The organism is Bacillus pretiosus (assembly GCF_051294775.1).
GTDB classification, from domain to species: Bacteria; Bacillota; Bacilli; order Bacillales; family Bacillaceae_G; genus Bacillus_A; species Bacillus_A wiedmannii.
Map to the genome: position 1 here is coordinate 1 of NZ_JBPPHF010000061.1, position 340 is coordinate 340.

1 protein-coding gene is annotated in these 340 nt (G+C 39.4%); it reads left to right on the forward strand.

Annotation, left to right across the window (positions count from 1 at the left end; genetic code table 11):
- The coding region (locus ACSG5Z_RS29845) for a hypothetical protein (protein ID WP_435712747.1) at positions 1-340 on the forward strand (340 nt) is incomplete at both ends.

Here is a 340-nt window from a genome sequence, read left to right on the forward strand (position 1 = left end):
TAATAAAATTGCCTCAGAGTATCACAATAATACTAAATTCATTCTCACGTTTTCATGTAAAGCATATTGGGCATCTGGCCCAAACTTTTCCGCCTTGAAGAATGTTATTAGGTGCTCCATAGTTCATGAATACATTTCTAGGTTTGTGGAAAGAGAACAGGGTCTTATAGGAGATCAGGAGCAACCACGTGAAGAAAACTCTTCCCCTGAACTAAGTAATGTGCAACATGAAGTCAATAATTTAATCGAACAAGATGCCGCGGCGGATGAAGGGTTGTGGAGTGAGATAGATTCATTATGTGAAAAATGGTTGGTCTTCCGCTTCAGACTGCCATTTTTC